10 protein-coding genes are annotated in these 18,747 nt (G+C 66.6%); all 10 read left to right on the top strand.

Features of this window, described 5'->3' with window-relative positions; all coding sequences use genetic code 11:
• Window positions 1-120: 120 nt before the first annotated feature.
• The 10 genes from NDI76_RS20585 (at window position 121) to cis13 (ending at window position 18,743) form a co-directional block, all read left to right on the top strand.
• Complete coding sequence (locus tag NDI76_RS20585; protein ID WP_310926048.1) at window positions 121-4,128, top strand: eCIS core domain-containing protein; 4,008 nt, start codon at window positions 121-123, stop codon at window positions 4,126-4,128.
• 2,234 nt (window positions 4,129-6,362) lie between these two features.
• Complete coding sequence (locus tag NDI76_RS20580) at window positions 6,363-7,031, top strand: CIS tube protein (protein ID WP_310926047.1); 669 nt, start codon at window positions 6,363-6,365, stop codon at window positions 7,029-7,031.
• Window positions 7,032-8,054 (top strand): phage late control D family protein, encoded by a 1,023-nt coding sequence (locus NDI76_RS20575; RefSeq protein ID WP_310926046.1) that lies wholly within the window; start codon window positions 7,032-7,034, stop codon window positions 8,052-8,054.
• Window positions 8,051-8,764 (top strand): phage baseplate assembly protein V, encoded by a 714-nt coding sequence (locus NDI76_RS20570; RefSeq protein WP_310926045.1) that lies wholly within the window; start codon window positions 8,051-8,053, stop codon window positions 8,762-8,764. Before NDI76_RS20575 ends, NDI76_RS20570 begins: the two co-directional genes overlap by 4 nt.
• A gap of 30 nt (window positions 8,765-8,794) precedes the next feature.
• Window positions 8,795-9,085, top strand: coding sequence for a PAAR domain-containing protein (locus tag NDI76_RS20565; RefSeq protein WP_310926044.1), 291 nt, complete (start codon window positions 8,795-8,797; stop codon window positions 9,083-9,085).
• 65 nt (window positions 9,086-9,150) lie between these two features.
• Window positions 9,151-9,540 carry a GPW/gp25 family protein gene (locus NDI76_RS20560; protein ID WP_310926043.1) on the top strand — a complete coding sequence of 130 codons (390 nt, stop codon included), beginning with the start codon at window positions 9,151-9,153 and terminating at the stop codon, window positions 9,538-9,540.
• A gap of 6 nt (window positions 9,541-9,546) precedes the next feature.
• Window positions 9,547-12,948, top strand: coding sequence for a baseplate J/gp47 family protein (locus NDI76_RS20555; RefSeq protein ID WP_310926042.1), 3,402 nt, complete (start codon window positions 9,547-9,549; stop codon window positions 12,946-12,948).
• Window positions 12,948-15,008, top strand: coding sequence for a putative baseplate assembly protein (locus tag NDI76_RS20550; RefSeq protein ID WP_310926041.1), 2,061 nt, complete (start codon window positions 12,948-12,950; stop codon window positions 15,006-15,008). The genes NDI76_RS20555 and NDI76_RS20550 overlap by 1 nt, the downstream gene beginning before the upstream one ends.
• Window positions 15,005-17,395 (top strand): phage tail protein, encoded by a 2,391-nt coding sequence (locus NDI76_RS20545; RefSeq protein WP_310926040.1) that lies wholly within the window; start codon window positions 15,005-15,007, stop codon window positions 17,393-17,395. Before NDI76_RS20550 ends, NDI76_RS20545 begins: the two co-directional genes overlap by 4 nt.
• A gap of 43 nt (window positions 17,396-17,438) precedes the next feature.
• A complete protein-coding gene (gene cis13 / locus NDI76_RS20540) occupies window positions 17,439-18,743 on the top strand; it encodes a CIS13 family contractile injection system protein (RefSeq protein WP_310926039.1) in 1,305 nt (434 codons plus the stop codon).
• The last annotated feature ends 4 nt before the right edge of the window (window positions 18,744-18,747 follow it).

Here is an 18,747-nt window from a genome sequence, read left to right as displayed (position 1 = left end):
TCACAGACGTCCCCGGCGTCGCACTCGACCGAGTCGCGGTCGAAGAGCGAGAACGCAGGAAATCGAGCGTCGGAGCCACGGGACGATCGGGAGTCCGAGGAATCGATCAAACGAGATGAGATGCCGAATACGACAGTGCAGATGACGGCCACCCTTCCGGCGCCTGAGGCACCACCGGTGCCGCCGTCACCGTCGTCGCCGACCGGCGGACCGGCGGCGCACGGCGTCTTCCCGAAGCTCCGGGTCGGGCAACCGGCCGGTCGATACGAACGCGAGGCGGACGCTGTCGCGCGCGCGGTAACGACGAACGCTCCCGCGCCCGTGATTTCGACGCTCCCCGCGGACGGGTGGAGTGAAGCGGCCCGTCGAGCGATTGTCGAAACGGACGAGGAGGAGGATGAACTCCTGCAGACGCGGCGGAGCGGTCCATGGGGTGAGAAGGAGGATGTCCCACCCGAGACGGTCGCGGCGGTTCGCCGTCCGGGCGGCGGCGCTCCCGTCCCGGAGAGCGTTCGACGCCGCGTCGAACCGCGGCTTGGGGCGGACCTAAGCGGCGTGCGAGTCCACACCGACACGACGGCCGCGACGGCGGTGCGGAGCCTCCACGCGCGGGCGTTCACGCATCGGAACCACATCTTCCTCGGGAGGGGTGAGTCGACGTACGACCTCGGTCTGATGGCGCACGAGGCGACGCACGTCGTCCAACAGGACGAAGCACCCGCGACTGTCCCACAGGTGCAGCGGTTCAGCCTTGACGATCTACCAGGAATCGATGCGAAGAAGATAGCGAGGCGCATCCCCGGTTTCACCCTAGTGACCGTGCTTGTCGGGTACAACCCAGTGTCGGACTCCGACGTGGTGTTCAATGCGGAGAATCTGTTTCAAGGGTTCGTCGAACTGCTGCCGTTCGGCGCCGACGTCTACGACGCATTGAAGGAATACGAGGTAGTGCAGGAGGCGTTCGAGTGGATACGCAAGAACGCCCCGGACATCACGCTGAAGCGCGTCTGGGACACGCTGAAGGCGGCGGCCGACGAAATCGGTCTCCTAGACGTATTCGACACGTTCGACATCATCGAAGAGAAATTCACACCCCTGTACGGGGAAGTGAAAGAATTCTTCTGGTCGACCGTCGACCGGATTGTCGAGTTGGTCAAGGAGGCGGCTATCGGCGTCGCCGAGGGGTTCCTGACGGAGAACGGTCTGTGGCCGCTCGTGAAGAAGGTCCTCGGTTACGATCCGCTCCGCGACGAGGAGGTTGAGGCGACCCCGACGGAGATACTTGAGGACTTCCTGCTGTTCATCGATAAAGAGGAACACCTCGAACGGATGCGCGAGCAGGGGACCGTTGAGGAGACGGCGAAGTGGCTGACGACGCAGATAGAGACGTTCACGGGGCTCATCGATCGGTTGGGTGACCTGTTCACGGAGGCGTGGAAAGCGATTCAGCCCGAGAACTTGCTGAATCTGGCGACTAACCTCCGCTCGCTGGCGACGCAGGTGTTGGAATTCGTCGCCGACGTAGGGTCGTTCGCCTGGACGGTGGCCGAGGAGGTGTTCGCGCGCGTCAAGGACGCCCTCCTCGGTTGGCTGAGCGAACACGTCGACTCGGAACTCCCCGGCTTCGACCTCCTTACGGTTATCATCGGGCGGAACCCGTTCACCAGTGAGGAGGTACCGCGGACAGCAGCGAACCTCGTCAGGGGGTTCATCACGCTGCTCCCGGGCGGACACGCAATCCACCAGCAACTGGCGGAGTCGGGGGTCCTCGCCGAGGCGGGCGCACGTATCGAAGGCGCGGTCGAACGCCTCGGCATCAGCTGGGAGCTCATTCGCGGCCTCTTCGCAGAGATCTGGGACAGTATCACCATCGAAGCGCTGGCCGAGCCGTTCGACACCGTGCTGGCGATGGTCGCGCGGTTCGGAGAACCCGTCTCCCGGCTGCTCGGGTTCGTCAACGTCGTCCTCCGGGAGGTTTTCTTCCTCGTGCTCGCCGCGATGGACTTCCCCGTCGACCTGATCCAGGGTATCGTCGCCCGGGTGATGCAAGCCATCGACGATGTCAAGCGCGACCCGGTGGCGTTCCTCTCGAACATGCTCGAAGCCGTCAAACTGGGCTTCTCGAACTTCTTCGATAACGCCCTCACGCACCTCGGCGGCGGCCTCGTCGAGTGGCTCTTCCGTGGCCTCCGGGATGCCGGCCTCGAACCGCCGGACCTCTCTTCGCTGGAGTCCGTCCTCTCGTTCGCGCTCGACATCCTCGGTGTCAGCGTCGAGAAGCTCTGGGAGAAGCTCGGTGAGCGCATCGGCGAGGAGAACGTCGAGCGTATCCGCGGTGCTATCGATCGGCTGACCGGTATCTGGAACTTCGTGAAGGACGTTCAGGAACGTGGGGTCGCCGCCATCTGGGAGTACATCGAGGGACAGATCAGCGGCCTCTGGGACTCCGTCCTTGAGATGGCCGAAGAGTGGATCATGGAGCGCGTCGTCGAACGCGCCGCCACCTGGCTCCTGAGCTTGGTCGACCCCACCGGCGTCACAGCGATCATCAACAGTTTCAGAGCCGTGTTCAACGCCATCAGTTCGGCGATAGAGTACGCCCGTGACATCCTCGCCATCGTCCACGACTACGTCAGCACCGTCGGCAGCGTCGCGCGCGGCGACCTCGAGTCGGGGGCGAAAATACTCGAAGAGGGGCTGGCCAAGGCCATCCCGGTCGCCATCGGGTTCCTCGCCAAGCAACTCGGCATCGGTGACCTCGGCGAGAAGATAGTCGAGATCGTCGGAACGGTTCGTGCGGTCATCGATGAGGCCATCGACTGGCTCATCGACCGGGCAATGCGGGGCATGGAGTCCATCCTTAGTGGACTCGGTATAGACAGTGAGAGTGACGAAGACGAAGCTACGACATCTACGGACCGTGAGTCGTGGTGGATGCTTCGGGAACCTATCGAAGTGAGAGATCAAAAGCACACACTGCTCTTCGAGGGCGACGGGATCGATTCGGAACTTGTCGTCAGATCCGACCGAACGCCGCTCGTTCAGTGGGTTGAGGAGGCGGAGAGAGAGATATCGATTCTAAAGGCCGAGAGCATGTTGAGCGACGACGAGTACGGGAAAAACAGCGGCGCCCTCTCCCAGATACGGACCCTCGCTTCGCTCATCAATAAACAGCGGACCCGTCTACGGAAGTCGGGCGACCGGCGGGGCCAGCCAATAACTAAGCGCGGCGGACGCGTCATCAGCCGCGCTTACAGGCAGATTCACAACCTGATGAAGCGCATCAAGTACAGAGGAAAGAGCGACGCTCGGCCGCCGACACAGATCCCAGTACAGGTCACGCAGTCGGTCACGTCCACCTCTGATCAGATCGGGAAGGTGATGGTCGCGCAACCGCTCTCAACGAATTCTGGCGGATTGAATCCGAGGAGTCCGGGAGGGGACCGTTCCAAGCTATACACGAAAGTGAAAGCCGTCAGGCCAGGATTCTACGTGCAGGCTCACCTCCTCAGCGATCAACTTCACGGGCCTAACGACAGTCGCAATCTAACTCCATTCCCGAACCGAAGCAACGGAGAGATGGAGCGAGCGTTCGAGAGTGATATCAAAAAAGCCGTCGACCAAGAGAACAAGGTCGTGAGCTATCGAGTCCAATTTGTCTACGGGAGACATGGTAACCCGAATCTGAACCCCTACGAGCGAGAGGTACCGACGGCGGTGTTCGGAGAGGCCTACGAGATGAAGATGAAGCGGAGCGCGCCCTCAACCGACGATGCCGCGATGAACCCGAACAACTGGAAAGTCGACCGTTCGAAGAAAATAGTCGGTCCGCGAGAGGTTCGAGCGGTGATGCCAGGGGCCCCGGCCGCAGTCGTCATCGCGCGGCGGCTGTCACTGAGCGAAAAGCTTCCGTCCGACAAGAGGGACGCGGCCATCGCCACTTTGGTTGAGGTCACAAACATCGGACCGAAGACTGCTGAGGAAATCGTCTCCCGTCTCGAAGAGAGCGGTATCTCCTCTCTCGACGAACTGATGGCGGTTTCGGGTATCGGCAAAAAGCGTGCAGACGCGATCCTCTCCAGCGATCAGATCATTCAACAAGGGAGTTCCGAGTGGGAGGTGGCATGAAACCGTTGTCGCTCTCGAACGTACTTTGAGCAGACGCAGCTCGGTCCTACGATAGGGACTCCCGAACAGAAGCCCACCTCTAGAAGTGGCTCGAAAAAGTCCTCAGCGTCGTGTCGGTGTTGGGCCGCTTCGGGATATGAATATAAAGAAAACGATACGGCGGCTCAGAAGACTGCTGATCACGCCTGTTCGCGGTGTCCGGCGGCGTCTCGAAGGGTTCACTCCCGGCGAGGACGCGCCAACCGACCCGGAGACACCGACGCCGTCGAAGCGCGATGTCCCGACGGGACGACGCGTCCGATGTCCGTGACCCCGCTGGGAGAAACGATTATGCCCGCTCTCGCCGTCTACCTAGCAGACGTCGCGACCGGTGCGACCCCCCCAGTACCATCGTGAAGCCACTCACCGCCGGAGCCGAGATACCGCTCGCCTCGACGCCGCCCGCGCCGACCCGAGCGAACGGCACGCCCCTTCCGAGACGGACGGGCATCCTCTCCGTCCACTCCCCGTTCTCGGGCGTTCTACCCCGTCTCGTTGGCACCCCCGGATCCGCGCCGAATCCGCTCGCCGCGCTCGACCTCTCCTACCTTGTCCTCGCATCCTACGAGACGGTTCGCCGCGAAGTCGTCTCGCGAAAGACCGTTCACCGCGAGTCGACCGCGCGACTCGGGGTCGAACGAGGGAAATTGTCGAGCGTTCCCGGAAGACGCGATGGCCGGGGGCAACTCGCTAACGACGCCGCTCGGCCCGAGGCCGTTCACGTCCGGCACGCCGTGACTCCGCGGGCGTTATCACCGAGTCCGTTCCCGATCTCGACTCACGTAACGAACTTCGTTCCTCTCCCGGTCGGCGTTGGAACCGAGAGCGCGGTGCGTTCGCCCGCGACGACCAACACCGTCGGACGCGCTCGGAGTCCATCCAACGCCGGTCGGAACGACTCCCGATCCGAGTCGGCGCTCTCGCCTTCACTGATCGTTCGTTCTCCTGCGTTCCTCGTCCCGCCCCTCCCGGGGAGGGCCTCGCCGGACGCGTTCGGAGAGTCCCGAGCGCAGTCCTCGCTCTCGGTCCAAGAGACGGGGACCGGGAGGGAGACCGTCGAAGGACCTCAACGGGGCGCCTTCCGTACACTCCCTCCGACCGGCCTCGCTTCCCGGTCGGCGATGCCGGTTCGGTCCCCGGTTCGAACTCCCATCGCCGGCTTCCCGTCGCCCGTCGCGCGGTCCCGCCTATCAATCGAACGCACTCGGTCGCACGCTCCGACCGGCCGCGACGGTCGACGCGGTACGGTCCCCGTCCTCCGTCCCGACCACCTCGCGGGAACGCTCCGCGGATCGTCGACCGACGTCGCCGTCCGTGGCGCCGCGCGGTCCTGCGGCGTCCTTCGCTCGTCGACGACGCCGGCGGTCGACTCGCCTTCGCGCCTCGTCGGCCGGTCGACTCCGGTTCGTCGCACCGACCCTCTCGACGGTGCCACCGGGCGCGAGGAGGGGACGTCAGCCGTTCCCTACGAGACGCGCCGACCACCGGCGGACGAGGACGGCGACCGTTTCGGGGAACAGTCGAACGTGGAGCGGTCGGACGACCATCCGTTGGACGCGGAACGAGCGAGGCTCGTCGCGCGCGTCCGGCAGACTACGGGCCGGTGGTCGACGCTTCGGCGGGCGAGTGAAGCCCGACGTTCGCTCGCGACGCGGTCCCGAGTGAGTCTCTCGACCGGGCGCGCCCGCCGACCCGATGCGCGGTCGTCGTCGACCCGAGTCGACGCGCCCGGACGGAGTGACCGTCCCGAACGCAGAGGCGAGGAAATCACTCATGGCCGATTCGGTTCGCGGACGTCGACCGAGGCGGATGAGGACGACCCACCGTTGGCCGTCGCCTCCTCGACCGTACCCGCCGTACCGTTCTCAAGTCGCGGCAGTTCGCTCACCTATCGCCGGTCGAGCGACCGGTTTGCCCCGCCGTCCGGCGCCGACTCGCCCGCAATCGACGAACCGACGTTCGGTACCTCGGACCACACGTCGGAGGGGCGGACCCCAACGGTGCCGACCGCTCAACCGTCGAACAAAGCGATGTCAAGGCCGAGTTCTCCTCCGGCCCGACCTTCGTCCTCCGCGTCCGCTCCGTCGCCGCTCGATTCGATAGACAGATACGAGGTGAATCGACTCGTCGACCGATTGTACGGTCAACTGGAACGCAAGCTGCGCATCGAACGCGAACGGCGGGGGCTCTGACTGATGGCGAACGATCGTCCGACGAGTTCGGAACTCACGAAGGCGCGAATCGAGGTGCTGGACCGGAGCGGACGGGTCGACGACGACAGGACCGTCACGGTGACGTTCAACCCCGCGGAGTACAAGCTGGTGACGGACGTCAACTACGAGCAGCAGAACACAGCGGGGCGGACGAACGCGGATCCGCAGTTCGCCGGCGGACGGCCGGAGACGCTCTCGATGACGCTGTTGTTCGACACGTACGAGGCTGGCACCGACGTACGAACCGAGTACACGGACAAGCTCGACGCGCTCTTGACGAAGGCTGACGACCGACACGCGCCGCCGAGATGTCGGTTCGTCTGGGGGACGTTCGGGTTCGTCGGCCACCTCATGAGCGCGGACAAGTCGTTCACCATGTTCCGACCGGACGGGACGCCAGTCCGCGCGAACGTCAGCGTCAGTTTCACCGGACTCCAGATGGGCCGCGAGGAGCAGACGGGCGGTGCAGCAGAGACGACCGACCAGACCCGGACACGGACTGTTGTGCAGGGCGACACCCTCTGGGCCATCTCCGGCGAGGAGTACGGCGACCCGACCGAATGGCGACGCATCGCGGACGCCAACGACATCGACGACCCGAAGACCCTCCAAATCGGGACAGAACTCGTCATTCCGCCGCGGAGCGGGTAGATGAAGTACGCCGAACTCGAAGAAAGATACGACGGCTTCTACGCGCCACGGTTCGAGGTGCGGATCGCCGAACAGACGTACACGGAGGCCGAAGGCACGGTCACGGCGCTCGAAATCGACACGGTGGTTGATGGCGCTGACCGGTGTTCGCTGCTTCTCGACGCGCCGTTCGACCCCGAACGGGGGGCGCTTGAAGGGATGAATTGGGACGATATCGCTGTCGGAAATACCCTCGTCGTCGCCATCGGTTACGGTGACCGTCTGAAGACGCTGTTCGACGGTCGGATCAGCTCTGTCCGGCCGGAGTTCGCGACGGACGGGCCGCCGGCGGTCGAGGTGAACGGCTACGACCGGTCGTTCGCGATGACGCACGAGACGAAGTCCCGGTCGTGGGACGAGACGACCGACAGCGACGTCGTTGAGGACGTCGTCTCGGCGTACGAGTTCACGGAGGTCACCGTCGACCCGACAGGCGTGGTCCACCGAAAGCGGTTCCAAGAACGCGAGAGCGACTACCGATTCCTCGTGCGACTCGCCGAACGCAACGGGTTCGAGCTGTTTTCCCGAAACGGCGCGCTCGCGTTCCGATCGCCGCCGTACGATGCCGATCCAAGCGTCACGCTGGCTTACGGGCAATCGCTCGCCGCGTTCATGCCCGAGTTCGCCGACCGGGGCGAGGTCGGGACCGTGCACGTCCGACACTGGGACCCGGCGAATAAACGCGAAATCGTCGGCACCGCGGAGAACCCCGCAGGCGGCGACGCCGTCCGCGTTCTTCGACTACCGGTGGCATCGAAGGAAGAGGCCGACCGTGAGGCCGCGGCGGCGCTCAACAGCCTTCGGAATCGGACGGTCCGTGGGAGCGGCGAGTCGGTCGGAATCCCAGAGATCCGGGCGGGCGAGACGATCGAACTCAAAAACATAGATATGTTCACAAACGTTTATTATATTCAAAGTGCTACACATAGCGTGTCTAATTCGGGATATACCACCGCGTTCGAGGTGACGGAGCGATCCGCATGACCCCGAGAGACCTGTTCGGCGGCGAGGGGGAGGAACGATCTGTCGTCCGCGGCGTGGCCGCCGCCATTGTCACCGACAACGTCGACCCCGAGAGTCTCGGACGCGTCAAGGTGACGTACCCGTGGCGGGACGCCGACGACGAGAGCTACTGGGCGCGACTCGCCGTCCCGATGGCCGGGCCGGATCGGGGGACGTACTTCCTCCCCGAAGTCGACGACGAGGTGCTCGTCGCCTTCGAGGACGGCGACATCCACTACCCGTACGTGCTGGGTGCGCTCTGGAACGGACGGGACAAACCGCCGGAGGACAACGCGAGCGAGACGAACGACGTGCGGGTTGTCCGCTCTCGGAGCGGCCACGAACTCGTCTTCGATGACGCCGAGGGGAAATCGCGGGTAGAACTGACGACCGGCGGCGGGCACCGTCTCGTCCTTGACGACGCCGAGGGGGCCGCAACAGTCGAACTGACGACGACCGGCGGGCACGCCGTGACGTTGGACGACACGCCCGGAGGCGAGTCGATCACGATAACGGACAAGACCGGCTCGAACCGCGTCGTCCTCGACGCCGTTTCGGGCGCCGTCGAGGTGTCCGCCGCCGCGACGCTGCGGGTGAGCGCACCGATGCTTGAATTCTCCGGCGACGGCAACGTCACGGTCGAGGCTGGTGGCATCCTCACACTCAAGGGGGCGATGGTGATGATAAATTGACTCGCGTGACTACCGCGGAGGTGCGCTGACGTGCCACCCGCAGCACGCGTGACCGACCAGACGGCGCACGGAACGCCGCTCACCGGCGTTGGCAGTCCGAACGTGTTCATCGGCGGACTGCCGGCGTGGCGTGTGGGGGCGGACGTCCACGTCTGCCCGCTCATCACCGGGACCGTCCCGCACGTCGGTGGCCCCGTGGCGATGGGGAGCGCGACCGTGTTCGTCAACGGCCTTCCGGCCGCCCGACAGGGTGACCTTATTACGGAGACGGGACCGCCGAACTCCATCGCCCTCGGCTATCCGACGGTCCTCATCGGCTAGTCCGGCGCCGCGAGGATCGTTGAGCGACGTGCGAACAACTACAGCAAACAAACCACGACAAGACAATGACAAAAACGTTTCTCGGGACGGGATGGAGCTTCCCCGTGCGGACGGACGACCGGAGTGCGGTCGCCACCGCGACGGGCGAAGCGGACGTCGAACAGTCGATCAGGATACTCCTCGGCACCGCAAAAGGCGAGCGCGTGATGCGACCGGAGTTCGGCTGCGACATCCATAACTACGCCTTCGCCGTCGTCGACACGACGACGCGCACGCTGATATCCGCGAGCGTTGAGAAGGCGCTCGCCCGCTGGGAGCCGCGGATCGAGGTCGAACGGGTTGAGACGTCCGCGGCCGACTTGGACGCCGGCCGCCTCCTCGTCTCCATCGACTACCGAATCCGGAGCAGCAACGCGCGCCGAAACCTGGTCTACCCGTTCTACGTCGAGGGGTGAGAAGGCGTGTCATCAGACCCGATACTCGACGGACGCGACCGGGACGAGTTCCTCGAAGCGGCGTTCACGCGGGCGCCGCAGTACGTCCCGGAGTGGGAGAGTGCCGAAGGGGAGTTCGGTACCGCCCTGCTCCGCCTCCACGCGGAACTCGTCGGCGACGTGGCCGAACGCGCCGACAGACTACTGGAGAAGCACCGCGCCGCCTTCGCGGACGCGTTGGGGTTCGAGCGCGCGCCGCCATCACCGTCACGTCTCGCCGTCTCCGTCGCCGTCACGCCGACTGCGACCGCGAACGTCCCGATTCCGCCGCGGACGCGCGTCCTCGCAACCGGCCTCGATGGCGTCGAGCGAACGTTCGAGGTGGAGGCGGATGCCGCCTTCGAGGCGACGCCCGCGCGACTCCGACGCGTCTTCAGCGTCGCGCCGCGCGTCGACGCCGTCTACGACCACACGTCGGCCCTCGGTTCCGAGGAGGAATCCCACCACTCGTTCTCCCCGTTCACGGGTGAGAACCGACAACGACACGATCTCTACCTCGGCGACGACGACCTGCTGACGCTCGCGCCGGGGTCGTCCCTCCGGGTGCTGTTCACGACGCGGTGGTCCCCGGCGCTGTTCCGCGACTGCCTTACGTGGGAGTACCACGGCGTTGAGACGGACGCCGAGGGAACAGAGCGGGAGGGTTGGCACCCACTTGAACTCCAGACGAGTGCGCGTGCGTGTCGGTACTCGCTCCGGGCGGTCGCGCGTCGTCTCGCCGACCTCGTCGCCGAGCGACGCCCCGAGTACGTCGTCCGGACCGCGACCGACGACGCGGAGGCCGCCAGCGTCACCGCCGTGGCCGCGGCGCTCCGCGAGTGGGCGACCGACCGGAATCAACGAACGGAGCGGGCCGTCCTCGACGCGCTTCTCCCAATCGACGCGACTGACGACGACCGCGCCGCGGCGACGGATGCGTTCCGGTCGCTGGACTACCCCGACACGCGCTCGGCAGTTCGGGACAGTCCGTCGACGGTGACGCTCGATTTCACCGTGCGTGGCGAACCGACCCCGGTTGCGGTCGCCGGTGTCGAAAGCCAGTGGGTCAGGGGACGGCTCCCCCCGGGAACGCCATTCGAGGGCCTGTTCTCGGTGTCGGTCTCGGAGCCGTCGTTCCGTGTCCTGACGCGTGGAACGGTGTTCACCGGCGGCGTCCGCCCCGATCGACTCCTCTACGGCGTCGTACCGCTCTCCGTCGAGGAGGGATCGTCGTTCCGACCGCTCGGTCCGACGCCGAATCTGCAGGACGCGTTCTACGTGGCCTCCGACGAGGCATTCACCAAGCGCGGCGAGCGCGTCACTCTCGGGTTCACGTACGCCGACGGCGACGACACGGCCGACCGGGGCGTCGAGGGCGGAGCGCCGACGCTCTCGTGGGAGTACTGGGACGGCGTCGGGTGGGCAGAACTCCCGGACGTGACCGACGGGACCGAGGCGCTGACCACCGAAGGGACGGTCGGGTTCACCGTTCCGACCGACCTCGCGCCGACGAGCGTCGTCGGCCGCGAGGGGCGTTGGATTCGCGCCCGCCTCGTCGACGGTCGATATCTCCGGACGACGTACGCGCAGTCGAACGGGACGGTCGAGACGGAGACGACGGGCGCGTCACCCCGATACGGCGACCTACGACTCAGCTACAATACGCGCGCCCCAGCCGCACACGTCCTCACCTACAACGGCTTCGAGTACAGCGCCGACCTGGCCGGAGGCGACGGACCGATACAACCGTTCTCCGGCCTGCCGGACGTCGACCAGACGCTCTATCTCGGCTTCGACGCCCCGTTGACTGACGGACCGCTCAGCATCCTGTTCGACATTGAGGCGCGTGAGTACCCCGCCGAGTTCCGCCCGAGACTTCGCTGGGAGCGGTGTGCGAGCCCGGAGCACGATAGATGGGTGCCCGTATCGTCGACCGACCAGACGGCCGGCCTGACGGAACGCGAGACGACCTCGCTGACGTTCGAGGCGCCGACCGTCCCGACCATGCGCTTCGGGAGCGAACTGCACTGGCTCCGCGCGCGGGTGACGGACGACGCGTTCGCCGTCACGGACGAACCGCTCCTCCGCCGACACCCCCGTCGAGCGAACGACGATGGGGCATCGGCGGAGGGGTTCGTCACCCCCGACCAGACGGGCGAGCGGTTGGTCGCCGGCGACCGGACCGCCGGTCGGACGACGACACCCCCGACTCTCGAGGGTATCCACTCAAACACGGGATGGGCGCGCGACGTCCGGACCGTCGAGGCGGAGGTGCTGGGGTCGAGCGACGGGTCAGTGAACCAGTCCTTTGCGGCCGGTATCTCCCCCGTTTTCGAAGAGACGATCTGGGTGGACGAATCGGCCACGCTCTCGACGGGCGAGCGAGCCGACCTCGCAGCGTCTTGTCCCGAGGACGTCGAGTCAGTTGCTGACGCCGACGGCCGTCTCCGGGCGTTCTGGGTCCGATGGACGCGCGTCTCGGCGTTTCTCGCCTCAGACTCGACCGATCGCCACTACACCCTCGACGCCGTGGCAGGCGAGGTCCGGTTCGGTGACGGCGTGTCCGGTCGTATCCCTCCGCGGGGGCGGGAGAACGTCCGAGCGACGTACCTAACCGGCGGCGGCATCGCCGGGAACGTCCCTCCGGGGGCGGTGACCGGTCTCACCAGCGGCGTGCCGCTGATCGAGGCCGTCGTTAACCCCATCGGCGCCGACGGCGGAGCGGACGGAGAGTCGACCGCCGCGGTACTCGACCGGGTACCAGGAGCGATCCGGGATCGCGGACGGGCCGTCGCGGCCGCGGACCTCGAACGCATCGCAAAGGCCGCAGTGCCGCGAGTGGCGCGGGCGAAGTGCCTCCCGGATCTCGGCCCGTCGGGCGACCCGACGCCCGGGTGGGTCACGCTGGTGGTGGTCCCTGACGCGCGCGAAGGGCTACCCTCGCCGTCCCGCGAACTCCGTCGGGTGGTCCACGAGACACTCCGAGAACACGTCCCCGCGTCACTGGTCGTTCCGGGTCGGGAACGCTTGCTCGTCCGCGGGCCGAACTTCGTCACGGTCTCCGTCGAGACGACAGTCGTCGGCACCGATATCACGAGCGTCACGACGCTCGAACAGTTAGCCACCGAACACATCGGCGCATTCCTCAACCCGCTCACTGGCGGCCCGGGCGGGACCGGTTGGTGGTTCGGCGAACTCCCCTCGCTGTCGGAGGTGTACGCAATGCTCGAACGCATCGAGGGCGTGGATCACGTGGAACGGCTGTCGGTGACGTACCGCGGCAGCGAACGCGACGTGACGGTGACGGAGGGCGAACCGCTTCCTACGGTAGCGGCTGACGTGCTCGCGTTCGGCGGCACCCACGATGTCACGGCCACCGGAGGCCGCTGATGGGCGTCGACGTCCCTGAGCTAGACGACCGCGGCTACGTCGACATCCTGACAGACGCGCGGAAGCGAATCGCCGTCCACGCGGAGGAGTGGACCGACCACAACGCCCACGACCCCGGCATCACGTTACTGGAGACGCTCGTGTGGGTGGCCGAAGCGGCGCGCTACCGGCTCGACCGCGTGACCGAACGCCACGTGCTGAAGTACCTGTGGTTGCTCGGCGTCAGACCGGACCCGCCGGTGCCGGCGTCGGTCGAACTCCGCGTCCGCAGTACCGACGGCGGTCCGTTACCCGACACCCTCGACGGCGTCGAGATTCCGTCTGGTGAGCGTCTCCTCGCGGACGATGGTTCCGACGAGCCGCTCGTCTTCGAGACGACGACTCCGGTCACGCTAATCGTCGCTGACCTCGGCGCAGTCCAGACCGACCACTCCGGCAGAACGGCGAACAATCTCGCGGCGAACCGCTCGGACGGCGTCCACTTCCTCGCGTTCGGTCCGACGGCCGAGCGCGGAAGCAGCCTCGCTCTCGGCTTCACGTCCGACCCGTTCGCGGTCGCACCCCGCCTTGATCTCTCGATCTCTCTCGACGAGACGGACCTCCCGCCGGTCTCGACGCACGAGGTCGGCGAAGTCGTCTTCGAACCGTCAGTAGAACTCGACTGGGAGTACCACGCGGAGACCGACGACGGCGCATCGTGGCTACCGCTGGACGTCGTCCGCGACGGAACCGCGCGCTTCTACGAGAGCGGCCGGGTCACGCTGGCCCGACCCGCTGGATGGTCGCCGGCCGATTGGGCGCCGACGGGCGTCTCCGATCAACGGTTTGTTGCCATCCGGTGTCGGGTCTCGATCCCCGGCTACGAGATTCCGCCGCGCATCGACCGCGTGGCGGTGAACATCGTCGAGGCCCGCCACGACGCGACGCGGCGGGAGACCGTCCTCCACCAACCCGACGGGACAGTTGAGACGACCGCGCTTCCCCATCAGACGTACGTGCTGCCGGATCCGCCGGTCCTCGACGCGACCATCGACCTCGTCGCCGAACGGGGAGACACCGAACGGCGCGAGCGGTGGACCGAGGTCGGAGACTTCGACGCATCCGCCCCGGACGACAGGCACTACGTGCTTGATCGCGCCCGCGGCGAGGTACGTTTCGGAACGAACGTCCGCGGAGCGGTTCCGCCGGTCGGATGCCAAGTCGTCGCCGGAATCTCGCACCACGGGGGCGGTGCTGCGGGGAACGTCCCGCGAACGACCGCGTGGGCGTTCGACGCCGATGGATCCGGCACCGCTGAGGTCGAGACAGGCGAAACCGGCGCGGGCGAGAACGACGACACTCCGTGGCGTGGACGGGCGCTGTTGGGTCCGCTCGGTCCCGCGACGGGGGGTCGGGACGCTGAGTCCGTCGCGGCGGCCGTCGACCGACTCCAGGCAGACATCGAGATGCCTTCCCGGGCAGTCACCGCCGACGACTACCGATACCTCGCCGAACACACACCCGGCGTCCGGGTGGCTCGCGCGGCGACGCACGTCCTCGCCGGCGCCGGTCCCGACGGGGCCGACGTGACGCGGGTCACGGTGATGCCGCACAGCACGCTCCCGAAGTCCGTCGAACCGGTGCCGAGTGTCGGTCTGCTCGCGGCGGTTGATCGGCACCTCCGGAGGCATCGACTCCTTACCGACCGCGTCGAAGTGGCCGCCCCTAAATACGTCGGCGTCGGCGTCACCGTCGAAGCGCGAATCGTTCCGGGCTACTCAATTGAGGGCCGCACGCGAGCGATAGTAGCGGCGCTCGACGCCTTCCTCGACCCGTTAACGGGGTTCGAGGGCCAGGGATGGCCGTTCGGTCGTCCGGTGTACAAATCCGAGCTGTACGGCGTGGTCAAGGAGGTATCGGGCGTCGACTGGGTCATCGGTATCTCCGTCCGGGCGGCGGGCCACGCGGGCGTCGACGGAGAGGGGAACGTGCTGGTCGACGAGTCGGCGCTGGTCCGCCCGCTGGCACACGACGTCTCGGTGCGCTTCCGCTCTGAGACGACGGGAGTGAATCCCCGATGACGGCCGGATTCGTCGGCGCCGCTACCTCGAGCGAGTGGGACGAGTGGAAGCACACGAACGCACTGGTCGAGGAGGGCGTGGTCATCCGGCGGACGTTCGGTCCCAAAACGGTCATCCACGCTTCCGGAGATGACGCGACGGCGGACGTCGCACTCGACCGGTGCGGGAGACTGTACGTCCTGACAGGGGACGGGACGGTCACACGGTACGACCCCGGCATCGGCGACGTCCGACGCTACGACGACTTCGACGGCGACGGCGTCGCCGACGGATTCGCCTCCCCCCGGGCGTTGTGCGTCCACGAGGGGACGCTCTACGTCGCAACCGGTGGACTCGACGACACAGACAGATCAGAGGGACGCCTCTTCGCCGCATCTCGGCGCACGCTCGTTGCTCGCGTCGTCGAAGGTGTCATTCCTGCTGCCGCCGTCGCCCTCGTCGCGTCGAACCAGATGCTCTACCTGCTCGACCGCGGCGCCGAACCCGGTTCGGGTGCCGTCGTTCGAGTCGACCCGTCCGGTCGAACTGCCCCTGAGCGAGTCATCGAGGGACTGACTGCGCCGCGCGATCTCGCGTTCGGCGGCGACGGAACGCTCGCCGTCCTGGACGCCGTAGACGCCGGCGACCCGGACGTGTCGGGTGACTCGGCCGATCCGAACGGACCGGACGACCCCGGGTCGAACGGGACGTGGCGTGTTCGATTGTTCGACGTCATCCGGGGGAGCGACGGTGGGGAGTCGGTCGACCCCCGATCAGACGTGACTGTTGACGACGAGGCGGGCACGCTCGAAGCCACCTGCGTCTCCGTCGTCTCCGATCGGTTTGGCGTCGTGGGCGTCGTCGACGCGTCGGCCCGAGGCGGCGTGCGCCGTTACCGCCTGACCGACGATAGCGATCAGGAGGTGCTCGCCGACTCACTCGACATCCGGCCGATGAGGCTCCTCACCGGTCGTTCGGCGTCGGAGCGGCGCGGCGTCTACTACGTCGTCGACGGCGACACCGACGACGTAGTCGCGGTCGAGGCGGGGGCGCGGAACCGACGCGACGAGTCGACCGGACGGTTCGAGGCACGCCTCGTGACCCGCTTGGACTCGGGCGTGGCGGGCATGCGGTGGCACCGGGTGACCCTCGACGTCGACGAGGGAGTCGTCGGCTCCGGCACCCGCGAGTCGAGTTCACAGGTCCGGCTCCGATACGGCGCTACCGACGACGCCTCGGTCCGCGAGACGTTCGTCGAAGCCGTCCCGGGTATCGGCCCGACGTACGCTCGCCGGCTTCGGGACGCGGGAGTCGTCTGGACCTCACAACTCGCTGCGTACGATGCCGCGGAACTCGCGTCGTTCGCGGCTCCGTCTCCCGAGCAGGCGAGTGGGCTCCGAACGCGGGCGCAGGGGTGGCTCGACGCCGTCGCCGAGCGAGCGGTGCCGTGGAGGGCCACGCCCGCTCCAAACCCGACCGACGCGCTCCTCGAAGCCGCGGGCCGTTACCTGTGGATCGAACTCGAACTCGTCGGGAGCGAGTACGTCTCACCGCGCGTCCGCGAACTCCGCGCCTCCTTCCCGCGAGAGTCGTACCTCCGATACCTCCCGACGGTGTACCGTACCGACGAGGAGAGCGCGGTGTTCCTCGAACGCTTCCTCGCGATTCCCGAGAGCGACTTCGAGAGCGTCGAGGCGAACGTCGATACCTTGACGCGCTACCTCGACCGGGAGGGCGTCCCGGCGGAGTCGCTCTCGTGGCTCGGCCGGTGGGTCGGCGTCAAGACTGACGAGACGTGGCCCGAGCGCGTCCGACGGGCGTTCGTGGTCAACGCCCCGTGGCTCTCTAAGACGCGGGGGACGCCGAGCGGTCTACTGGAGACGCTCCGACTCTACCTTGACGCGAACGCGGCGGTCGACGGGTCGATCACCGGTGTGCGGGAGGCGGGCGAGAACGACGGAAGCGCCGAAAACGGAGGTGGCGAAAGCGGCGGTAACGAGGACGGGGGGACCGACGACGGACGGGATGACGGTCCCTTGGCGCCTGCGGCCGTCGCGGCGGAACTGTCGAGAGTGCTCGCGCTCTGGGAACACGCGGACCTCGATCCTATCGAACGACCGGCCGCCCGCGAGCCGTACGGACGCCTCGTGAACTCGCCCGTCGGATTCGTGGTGCTGGTGGGACCGGACGTCACCGACGAGGAGGTGACCGCCCTCGACCGACTCGTCCGGGCGGAAACGCCGATTCACGCCGTCGGCCGGGTCGTACGACTGACGCCGTGGATACGGTTGGGCGGGCACTCCTACCTCGGGCTCAACACCTCGCTCGCAACCCGGGAGTTCGTCCTTGACCGCTCGCTCCTCGGCGTTGACTCCACAGTCTTGGACTATCCCGGTGTGGGGCGATGAGAGTTATCTTGATACGCTGAGAGGTCGTAGCTCGTGTAAGCCCATGAGTGCTAATGCCGAACGAGAGCGCACGGCGAGCCGTGGCGACCTGCCGTCGCTCGAACGGAACCGCTTCTTCTACGGGAAGCTGATGACGCCGCGCGACATGCACGACGAGCAGGAGTTCCATCGCGTCCGGTTCGATACGCTCGCCCGACACGTCGCGGGCGTGGGCATCGTCGACGGACTCGAGACGAACGAGATTCACGAGCGTCGCGACCGCGACGGCCAAGAGACCGAACTCGAAGTGACGGTCCAGCCGGGTGTCGCCATCGACGCCGCGGGTCGATTACTCGTCGTCGAAAACACCGTCCGTCAGGAGTTCACCGCACCTGATAACGACGACACCGTGGTTCACGTCTACCTCCGATACCGAGAGACCGAGACCGAGCGAGTTCCGACGCCGGACCTCGGGAGCGCCGTCACCGAGGGCTGTGAGTTCAACCGGATCGTGGAGTCACCCGAGATCGTCTGTCGGTACTACTCGGACGGCGCGACGGAGACTCAGGGGGTCTCCAAACCGGTACCGACGCTCGATGTCGATATCTCCCTCGACACCGGCGAGACGCTCGCCCCGACAGACACCCGACTGGGCGAACTGGCCCGCGGCTACCGTGCGGCGACCGCCGACCTGCCGTTTCCCGACGAATCGGCCGTTTTCCTCGGCGCGTTCGAACGGTCCGAGGGGGCGTGGCGGGCGACCGGAGCGGAGCGCCGACCGTTAGTGTACTCGAACGACATGCTCTACGGCGCACTGGTCCGCCACGTCTTCGACCACGACAACCCCCACCGCGTGACCGGCGGTGGCGGCGAGACGGGCGTGCCGACGGAACTCCGCGAGCGCGTCGCCGACCTCGAGACGGCGGTTTCGGAGCTTCGTGACCGCGTCGAACACGACGAGGCCACGATATCGACGCTCGAAGGCTACGTGATAGATCGGTCGCTCGAAGAGGCCGTACAGGCGTTCGAGGCGGTCACCGAGGAGTTCGAGAGCGAGGCCGCTCACGACATCGCTAAGACGCTCCGCGAACGGATTGAGGACGACCCGTTCGTCGGCCCCGAGAAGTACTTCGAACTCGTCGGCGAACTCGTGGAGCTGGCTACCGAATTGCGGAGCGAAATCCGCGACGAAGCGACCGAGGAGAGCCTCGAACGCTACCGGCGGGCCGTCGATCGACTTGACGAAGTCTGGAGCGAGGAGCGCGACAAGGAGGAGACTGACCGGGATATCCTCCGAGTCGTACTCGCGCAGGACCGGGTGAGCGAGACGGCATCCTGGCTTCTCATTAAACTCGCCGTCTACCGATAGGCTG

Origin of the sequence: Halogeometricum sp. S1BR25-6 (assembly GCF_031624495.1) — an archaeon.
Lineage (GTDB): Archaea > Halobacteriota > Halobacteria > Halobacteriales > Haloferacaceae > Halogeometricum > Halogeometricum salsisoli.
This window is presented reverse-complemented; position numbering and strand designations above follow the sequence as displayed.